Origin of the sequence: uncultured Salinicola sp. (genome assembly GCF_937921195.1) — a bacterium.
Classification (GTDB): Bacteria; Pseudomonadota; Gammaproteobacteria; order Pseudomonadales; family Halomonadaceae; genus Salinicola.
Window position 1 is genome coordinate 1 of record NZ_CALFQK010000199.1, and the last position, 8,194, is coordinate 8,194.

Sequence of the window (8,194 nt, forward strand, 5' to 3'; positions counted from 1 at the left end):
AGCGGGTGCGCGGCTGCCAGGAGCGTTCGATCCAGTCGGTGGAGAGGACCGTCTGGCCGCCGTATCTGCCGCGTTGCCGCACCATCTCGCCGAAGCGCAGCAGCGCCTGCGGGGTCAGGCCCATCTCGTTGCCGCCGAAGTAGATTCCCTGCGGGTCACGTGTCCAGGGCGGAATCGAGATGCCCAGCGGATCGCCCAGCCAGTCTCGCGCGAGCGCCAGCGTGCTGCGCCCGGTGACCTCGGTCAGCGCGGCGGAGAGCAGGTGGCTGTTGCCGGTGGAGTAGCGCATGCGCCCGCCGATCTCGGCATCGAAGGGGCGCGCCAGGGCATCGCTGACCCAGTTCGAGCTCGCCACCCAGGCGCCATAGTTGCCGCCGGAGGTGCGCTCCAGTCCGGCCTGCATCGACAGCAGGTTGCCGACGGTGATGTCGTTGACGCGCGGGTCGACGTCGGCGGGTACCCGGGCGCCCAGCAGCTCGACGATGGGCTGGTCGACGCTTTCGATCACGCCGCGATCGATGGCGGCACCCACCAGGGCCGAGATCAGCGTCTTGGAGAGCGACTTGATGTTGGCCGTCTCGTCGGTCGCGTGGCCACGAAAGCCCTCGTCGATGACGGTCTCGCCGTCGATGGCGACCAGCAGGGTGTGGCTGCGCGGCAGGGTGCCGGCGCGTTCGACGATGCTCTCCCGCCGGTCGTCGGCCAGTGCCGCGGCCGCCGGCTCGAGCGGCAGCAGTGCCAGCAGGCCAAGCAGACAGAGCCACCAACGGGAAACGCTGGCGGCGGGCGTGGAGTGATGGCTTTGCAGGGAAGTCGGCATGTCCTCGAGTGTGGCGCATGCCACCGCGATCTTCCACGCGGGTTTGTCGGCTCGGTCCAGGGCGCTTTTCAGACCGTGCGGGTCAGGGCGCCGGCGCGCCAGCCATGCAGATAGAAGCCGAGATAGCGCAGGGCCACGTAGCCGACGATGACGCTGGCGACGATCACTTCCAGCGTGGCCATACCGTGGACGATCGCGACATCGTGAGCGCTGAAGCCGTGGGTCTGCATCCAGCCGGCGGTCTTCGCCAGGGCCGTGGCACCGATCACCATGGGAAAGGTGAATGCGGCATACCCCGGGCTGTAGGGCAGGCGCAGCAGCTTGAAGAAGGCCAGATAGATGATCAGGGTCATCAACACCGCGATGCCGCCCAGCAGGGCGATCAGCAGCGGCGACGGCGTCTCGACGACGGTGAGATAGCCGGCCAGCGACAGGCTGGCCGGTGCCGCCATGATGGCGATGGTCGGTTTGGCGGGGTCGGGGATCTCGTCGGCGAAGATCAGCCGGTAGATCATGACCGGCAGCAGGATGGCGTAGAGCCCCATGCCGAGGTAGAGCAGGCCGATGGCCAGCGGATGCAGTGCCGAGACGCCGGGGAACGCGACATCGGCGACGATGATCCCCACCGGCGGTACGAACCAGGCCGGCACCATGTGGTGGAGTTCGAACGCGCGCGCACGATGCACGATAAAGGCGACGAGAAAGCTCAGGTGCAGCGCCACCGCCACGAGCCAGAGCGTGACCCCGACGGCTGGCATCAGCCACTCCCCGGCGGCTTTCGACACCACCATCAACGCCATGGCGAAGGTCGGCACGACGCTGCCGACGACGGGGTGCGCCAGGTCCGCCAGCAGCAGGCGGGGGTGGAGCACGAACTTGGCACCCAGGATCAGCAGCAGCACCGCGGCGGTTATCGCGCCGGCCAGCTGCGCGCTACCGCCGAGGGGCGCGAAGCTCTCCCAGCTCCAGCCCAGGCTGGAGATCCCCAGCGCCAGGCCGGCCATCGGCGTTGGCGCAGTCTGTAGACGTTGGGTCAGGGTCGGCATGGAGGGTCTCCTCATGATCGATGGAGACACCTTATGGCATTTTGCGATATCGTTATATTTTAACTTTATTTACTTGTCGTTTTGTGAAATTTAACGAACGAAATTCAACGAAAGAGAGGGAGCCATGGCGATCACGTTCCGTCAGCTTCGGGTATTCGTCGCGGTGGCGCGCGAGCGCACCTTGACCGCGGCGGCGGCGACGCTGTTCCTGACCAAGCCGGCGGTCAGCATCGCGCTGGCGGAACTGGAGAAACAGTGCGGTCGCACGCTCTTCGATCGTCACCGCAACCGGCTCTATCTCAACGACCAGGGGCGGCGATTGTTGCCGATGGCGGATGAACTGCTGGCCCGCAGCGACGCGATCGAGCAGCTGTTCGACAACGATGCCCTGGGCGGGCATCTCCATATCGGTGCCAGTTACACCATCGGCCACCAGCTGCTGCCGGCGCTGTTGCGGGACTTCCGTGTCGAGAGCGGGCATCGCGATCAGCGGGTCACCATCGCCAACAGCGCATCGATCTGCACGGCGCTGGAAGCGTTCGAGCTGGACGTCGGAATGATCGAGGGCCGGGTCGCGGGAGAGCGTTTCCATGTGCTGCCGTGGCGCCGCGACCGGATGCTGGTGGCGGCCTCCTGCGATCACCCGCTGGCTGCGGCCCCGGGGCCGGTGGCGGTCGAGAGGCTGGCAGAATACGGGTGGCTGCTGCGCGAACCGGGCTCCGGCACGCGGGAGCAGTTCATGCGATTCATCGCCCCGCGCCTGCCGCAGTGGGAACTGAGCCTGGAGATCAACTCGGCGGAGGCGATCATCAACGCCGCCGCGGCCGGGCTCGGGCTGACCTGCCTATCCGCGCTGGAGGCGCGGCACGCCCTGAGGGATGGGCGTCTGGTCGAGATCGACCTGGACCTGGACATGACCCGTGAGTTCAGCCTGGTGCTGCACCGCGACAAGTACCGCAGTCCGTTGATCGAGCGATTCGTCGAGTTCTGTCGGCAACGTGACGAGGCCGTCGATCCGCCGTGAATCCGGGAAAGCGAAGATGGCCTTCGCCGCGGCCATCGAAGAACGGGCGCCCCGATATCGTGATGCGCAGGGCGCCCGGCGGTGGTGTGAAGACTGGCGCGAGGGTGTGTCAGCCGCCGAGGAAAGAGGACATGGCCTTGTCGGTGATCATGCCGCAGGCCTTTTTGCCTGCCTGATCCTTGAGATTGGCCAGGCTGAAGGTCTGGCCGTTGCCGCCCTGCAACAGGCCGCTCAGGCCTTGTTGGTAACCGGGATCCTCCTTGGCCTGACTCTGGCCGCCGACCTTCTCGAGCAGGCTGTTCTTGACCTTGTCGGTCGTGCTTTCGGTATAGCCCTGCTGCTGGCAGTAGCCCAGGACCCCGGCCACGTTCTGCATGCTGCCCAGGTTCATCGACCCGGAGCCCAGCGAGCTGAGCAGCGAGGCGCTGCTGGCCGCCCCGCCGCCCTGGGAGGATTGCCCTGACATCATCTCGCCGGCGTTTTTCTTGGCGCTATCGAAACTGAAGGCCGACGCCAGGGGAGAGGCGGCGATGGACGCGGTCAACAGTGCGGCGGAAAGGAAACGAAGATTCATGAACTCATACTCCTGGCTGGAAAGGAAACCCTGTCGAGGTTTCGATGAAACGATCCGCGAGTGTCGATGATAGGGCGATGAGACGCCTTGCTCCTTGCTGGCGCCGCTCTACGCTAGAGCAACCATGAGCCACTGTCCAAGAGCGGTGAGCCGAACGGTAGGGGCTGTCCGCATCCTCGATGCGATGACGAAACTCCAAGCCGGCGTCATGGTCTAGGCTTGGAGTGTCGGAAGGGATCCGACGTTCCCTCGAGAAAGGAGATGGCATGATCATTACGGTCGGCGAATTCAGAAAACTGCTTGAAGCGTATGACGATCAACTGGAGTTGAGTTTCAGTGGGCTGGAGTATCACCGGCTCAAGCAGAAGGGCGACAAGCACCTGGAAGTCGAGTTCGAGGAGAAGGTGTTCCGGGACAAGACCGGGCACGTCAATATCCATGACGAAGGGCGTTGAGAGCGCGGTCCGGTGCCGCTCCGGCGCCGCTCCTGTCGCGTCGAGCGCCACGCCGTTGTCCCACGATGGCGGAGTCAGGCTGTCACCGAGGCTTCGTCGCTGGCCGCTTTTCCGTTACCGTTACGCCCCATCGAGGCTAGGGAGCGGCACGAATGGATGATTCAACCCCGACCACGCAGGTCGACGTCGCTATCGTCGGCGCGGGGCCCATCGGCCTGTGTCTGGCCAACGCGCTGTCGCGCAAGGGTGTGAGTTCGGTGCTGATCGATCGCCAGCCGAGATCGGCGATGGCGGACCCTGGCAACGACGGCCGGGAGATCGCGCTGACCCGGGCCTCACAGCAGATCCTCGGCAGGCTCGATATCTGGTCGCGGATCGATCACGACGAGCGGGCCCGAATGCGTGCCGCCAAGGTCTTCGACGGGCAGTCGCTGTTCGCCATGGAAATTGCGCCGGGCGCCACCCGGGACGACCCGCTCGGTTGCCTGGTGCCCAACCAGGCGATCCGTCGGGCCGCCTATGCCGCCGTGCAGGCGGAGGCGCCGGGAGCGGGGGATATCCTGTGGCGCGACCAGCAGGAGATCGCGCGATTCCAGGCCGACGACGCGGAAGTCGATATCCGGCTCGGGAGTGGCGAACGTATCCAGGCTTCGCTGCTGGTGGCGGCGGACAGCCGCTTTTCCGCCACGCGGCAGGCCATGGGCATCCCCGCCCATACCTACCAGCACGGCCAGCAGATGCTGGTCTGCCGGATGCATCACGACGAGCCTCACGACCAGACCGCCTGGGAGTGGTTCGGTTACGGCCAGACGCTGGCGCTGTTGCCGGTGGATACCCACTGTTCGTCACTGGTGCTCACGCTTCCCCCCGCGGCGATGACGCAGCAGCTGGCGCTGAGCGACGAGGCATTCGACGCCGACATTACCCGGCGCTTCGAGGGTCGGCTGGGCGCCATGCATCGAATTGCCGAACCGCACTGCTATCCGCTGGTCAGCGTCTATGCCGAGCGCTTCGTCGGTCGTCGTCAGGCGTTGGTCGGCGACGCCGCCGTGGGGATGCACCCGGTGACCGCGCACGGCTTCAATCTCGGGCTGCAGGGATTGGCGAGGCTGGCCGAGAGGATCGGCGAGGCGCACGCCCGGGGGCAGGATATCGCGTCCCCCGAGCTGCTGAGTCGGTACCAGCGGGAACAGCGCCTGGCGACGGCGCCGCTGTTCGCCGCGACGTTGGCGATCGTCGGGCTCTATACCGATGATCGAACGCCGGCCAGATGGCTGCGCAAGGCCGTGTTGCGGGCGGGCGAGGCGGCCTGGCCGGCAAGACGGCTGATCGCGAGCCATCTGATGCGTTCGGGGGGCTAGCCGAACACGATCCTGCCCCGACAGGCGGTCTCTTTACTCTCTCAAGGTCTTTTGCTCTCAAGAGGAGTTCTTATGGATCTGGCAATGGTGGGACTCGGGCGCATGGGCGCCAACATGGCGGAGCGCCTGGTACGGGGCGGACACCGGGTGGTAGGGCACGACCCCAGCGAAGAGGCGATGGCCAGGGCGGCGGAGAAGGGCATCGAATCGTCCGCGACCCTGGCGGCAGCGGTGGAGGCGTTGCCGACACCCAGAATCGTCTGGCTGATGGTCCCGGCCGGGCCCCTGGTCGACAAGCTCATCGACGAGCTGGAACCGCTGCTGTCGCAGGACGATATCGTGATCGATGGCGGCAACTCGATGTACAAGGACACCGTGCGCCGGGCCGAGACCCTGCAAAAGCGCCAGGTGCATGCGGTCGATGTCGGTACCAGCGGCGGCGTCTGGGGGTTGCAGGAGGGCTACAGCATGATGGTCGGTGGCGAGACGGCTATCGTCGATTCGCTCCGGCCGCTGTTCGAGAGCCTGGCGCCTGCCGCCGACAAAGGCTGGGGGCATGTCGGTCCCAACGGCGCAGGCCACTTCACCAAGATGGTCCACAATGGCATCGAGTACGGCATGATGCAGGCCTATGCCGAGGGCTTCGCCATCATGGAGCGCAAGGATTTCGACCTCGATCTGCACCAGATCGCCGAGATCTGGCGCCACGGCAGCGTGGTGCGCTCCTGGCTGCTCGACCTGACCGCCGACGCGCTGGAGAAGAATCCGTCGCTCGAGGGTATCGCGCCCTATGTCTCGGACTCCGGCGAGGGGCGCTGGACCGTGAACGAGGCGATCGAACTCGAGGTCAGCGCGCCGGTGATTACCCTCTCCCTGCTCGAGCGTCTGCGTTCCCGCGAGCCGGACTCCTACGGTGACAAGCTGCTTTCCGCCATGCGCAACGAGTTCGGCGGACATGAGATCAAGAAGGGGTAGCCCGCGCGGCTTGCGCTAGCGGCCTCGGCGCCTGGCACTACCAGATATGGTGTTTCGATGCGCCGGGTGGCACAAGCCACTCGGCGTTCTTGGTGGAAAACGAGCTCGATTTCAGACCTTGACAGCGCGGGAGGCCGGCTACCATGCGGGCTCCCAGGCCGTGCAGAATTGTCCACAGGATATTGACAGAAAAAGACCACATCTATGCTTGGAAAAACCGTCGGCTACCATATATAGTGTTTTTCCAGAGGCGGCGGGAACGGTGCAGAACCGTGATTTCCCAACCGCCATAGCCTGCACCATCGGCTGTCGATGGCGTCTTTCCCTGTCAAGGATGGTTATCATGAGCATCACGATCTATAGCAAGCCGGCCTGCGTCCAGTGCAATGCCACATACCGCGCTCTGGACAAGCAAGGAATCGACTATACCGTGGTTGATCTGACCCAAGACGCCGATGCGATGCAGCGCGTTCAGAACCTGGGCTATCGCCAGGTGCCGGTCGTGGTCGCGGGTGAAGATCACTGGGCCGGGTTCCGTCCGGACAAGATCAGCACGCTGGTTGCCTGATCCGATCGCTTCGAATTTTTCAGACTCGACTTTTTCCGGCTAGCGCAGGCCTCGCCCGCGCTGCCGATACCGCGCAGGGGCGCAGGAGACCGTCATGGCTGGGCTGGTCTATTTCTCGACCAAATCAGGCAATACGCGGCGCTTCGTCGAGAAACTGGGGTTGCCGGCCAGCCGGATTCCGCTCGACCGGAGTGCTCCCCCCCTGCAGGTCGAAACACCCTACATTCTTGTTGTACCGACCTATGGTGACGGCGATCCGCGCTCCGCGGTGCCCGCGCCAGTCATTCGCTTTCTGAATGACGAACATAATCGGTCCCTGATTCGCGGCGTCATCGCCGGCGGCAATACCAATTTCGGCGAGGCCTTTGGCCTGGCGGGACGGGTTGTCGCGAAAAAGTGTCGGGTACCGCTTCTCTATCGTTTCGAACTGATGGGCACGACCGAAGATGTCCATCGAGTCCTTGCAGGGGTGACCGAATTTTGGAAACGCTCAGCCTAGATACGGATACGACCGTGCGGCCTGCCGTCAGCGCCGAACACAATGCCAAGGCGCTCGATTATCACGCGCTCAACGCCATGTTGAACCTGTATGACGCCAATGGCCGTCTGCAGCTCGACAAGGACCGGGAAGCGGCGCGTCAGTATTTCCTGCAGCACGTGAACCAGAACACCGTGTTCTTCCACTCGCTGAAGGAGAAGCTCGACTATCTGGTGGAAGAGGGCTACTACGAGCAGCAGGTCCTCGATCAGTACGACTTCAGCTTCGTCACGGCGCTGTTCGATCAGGCCTACGCGGCGAAGTTCCGCTTCCAGAGCTTCCTGGGCGCGTTCAAGTACTACACCAGCTACACGCTCAAGACCTTCGACGGCAAGCGTTACCTCGAGCGTTTCGAGGACCGCGTCTGCATGGTCGCGCTGAGCCTGGCGCGCGGCGACGAGACGCTGGCCAAACAGCTGGTCGAGGAGATCATCCACGGCCGCTTCCAGCCGGCGACGCCGACCTTCCTCAACTGTGGCAAGCGCCAGCGCGGCGAGCTGGTCTCCTGCTTCCTGCTGCGCATCGAGGACAACATGGAGTCCATCGGGCGCTCCATCAACTCGGCGCTGCAGCTCTCCAAGCGCGGCGGTGGGGTGGCGTTCTCGCTCTCCAACATCCGCGAGGCGGGGGCGCCGATCAAGCGCATCGAGAACCAGTCCTCCGGCATCATTCCGATCATGAAGATGCTCGAAGACGCCTTCTCCTACGCCAATCAGCTGGGCGCGCGCCAGGGCGCGGGCGCGGTCTATCTCAACGCCCACCACCCGGACATCCTGCGTTTCCTCGACACCAAGCGCGAGAACGCCGACGAGAAGATCCGCATCAAGACGCTG

Annotated in this window: 10 protein-coding genes; 7 read left to right on the forward strand and 3 right to left on the reverse strand. The window is 64.7% G+C overall.

The window, feature by feature from the left end:
• Both Q0602_RS23260 and Q0602_RS23265 read right to left on the reverse strand, forming a co-directional pair.
• Window positions 1–844 (reverse strand): serine hydrolase (locus Q0602_RS23260; RefSeq protein ID WP_298848435.1); only part of this gene is annotated, 844 nt, incomplete at its 3' end.
• A gap of 44 nt (window positions 845–888) precedes the next feature.
• On the reverse strand, window positions 889–1,866 hold the full coding sequence (locus tag Q0602_RS23265; protein WP_298848437.1) for a TDT family transporter: 978 nt from the start codon (window positions 1,864–1,866) through the stop codon (window positions 889–891).
• Window positions 1,867–1,990: 124 nt separating this feature from the next.
• Between Q0602_RS23265 and Q0602_RS23270 the strand changes: the two genes are divergently transcribed.
• The gene (locus Q0602_RS23270; RefSeq protein ID WP_295036066.1) at window positions 1,991–2,890 is read left to right on the forward strand and encodes a LysR substrate-binding domain-containing protein; all 900 of its coding nucleotides are present in this window, start codon (window positions 1,991–1,993) and stop codon (window positions 2,888–2,890) included.
• 109 nt (window positions 2,891–2,999) lie between these two features.
• Here Q0602_RS23270 and Q0602_RS23275 read toward each other — a convergent pair whose 3' ends face one another.
• Window positions 3,000–3,464, reverse strand: a complete 465-nt coding sequence (locus Q0602_RS23275; protein WP_295036065.1) for a DUF2501 domain-containing protein — start codon at window positions 3,462–3,464, stop codon at window positions 3,000–3,002.
• A 266-nt stretch (window positions 3,465–3,730) separates the two neighbouring features.
• Here Q0602_RS23275 and Q0602_RS23280 point away from each other — a divergent pair, with 266 nt between their 5' ends.
• The 6 genes from Q0602_RS23280 to Q0602_RS23305 all read left to right on the forward strand — a co-directional run.
• Window positions 3,731–3,919 carry a hypothetical protein gene (locus tag Q0602_RS23280; RefSeq protein ID WP_295036064.1) on the forward strand — a complete coding sequence of 63 codons (189 nt, stop codon included), beginning with the start codon at window positions 3,731–3,733 and terminating at the stop codon, window positions 3,917–3,919.
• A gap of 152 nt (window positions 3,920–4,071) precedes the next feature.
• Entirely contained in the window at window positions 4,072–5,280 is a 1,209-nt protein-coding gene (gene ubiM, locus Q0602_RS23285; RefSeq protein WP_298848440.1) for a 5-demethoxyubiquinol-8 5-hydroxylase UbiM, read from the forward strand.
• Between the two features lie 72 nt (window positions 5,281–5,352).
• Window positions 5,353–6,255: a phosphogluconate dehydrogenase (NAD(+)-dependent, decarboxylating) gene (gene gnd / locus Q0602_RS23290; protein WP_298848442.1), complete on the forward strand. Its 903-nt coding sequence runs from the start codon at window positions 5,353–5,355 to the stop codon at window positions 6,253–6,255.
• 343 nt (window positions 6,256–6,598) lie between these two features.
• Window positions 6,599–6,823 carry a glutaredoxin-like protein NrdH gene (gene nrdH / locus Q0602_RS23295; RefSeq protein WP_071230919.1) on the forward strand — a complete coding sequence of 75 codons (225 nt, stop codon included), beginning with the start codon at window positions 6,599–6,601 and terminating at the stop codon, window positions 6,821–6,823.
• 94 nt (window positions 6,824–6,917) lie between these two features.
• Entirely contained in the window at window positions 6,918–7,322 is a 405-nt protein-coding gene (gene nrdI / locus Q0602_RS23300) for a class Ib ribonucleoside-diphosphate reductase assembly flavoprotein NrdI (RefSeq protein ID WP_295036061.1), read from the forward strand.
• Window positions 7,323–7,336: 14 nt separating this feature from the next.
• On the forward strand, window positions 7,337–8,194 hold an 858-nt coding region (locus Q0602_RS23305), incomplete at its 3' end, for a ribonucleotide reductase N-terminal alpha domain-containing protein (RefSeq protein ID WP_298848444.1).

Bases quoted from the DNA above. Each gene is read 5' to 3' on its own strand.
- Q0602_RS23280 (WP_295036064.1), top strand. From the start codon at position 3,731: ATGATCATTACGGTCGGCGAATTCAGAAAACTGCTTGAAGCGTATGAC.
- nrdH (WP_071230919.1), top strand. From the start codon at position 6,599: ATGAGCATCACGATCTATAGCAAGCCGGCCTGCGTCCAGTGCAATGCC.
- Q0602_RS23270 (WP_295036066.1), top strand. From the start codon at position 1,991: ATGGCGATCACGTTCCGTCAGCTTCGGGTATTCGTCGCGGTGGCGCGC.
- gnd (WP_298848442.1), top strand. From the start codon at position 5,353: ATGGATCTGGCAATGGTGGGACTCGGGCGCATGGGCGCCAACATGGCG.
- Q0602_RS23275 (WP_295036065.1), bottom strand. From the start codon at position 3,464: ATGAATCTTCGTTTCCTTTCCGCCGCACTGTTGACCGCGTCCATCGCC.
- nrdI (WP_295036061.1), top strand. From the start codon at position 6,918: ATGGCTGGGCTGGTCTATTTCTCGACCAAATCAGGCAATACGCGGCGC.
- ubiM (WP_298848440.1), top strand. From the start codon at position 4,072: ATGGATGATTCAACCCCGACCACGCAGGTCGACGTCGCTATCGTCGGC.
- Q0602_RS23265 (WP_298848437.1), bottom strand. From the start codon at position 1,866: ATGCCGACCCTGACCCAACGTCTACAGACTGCGCCAACGCCGATGGCC.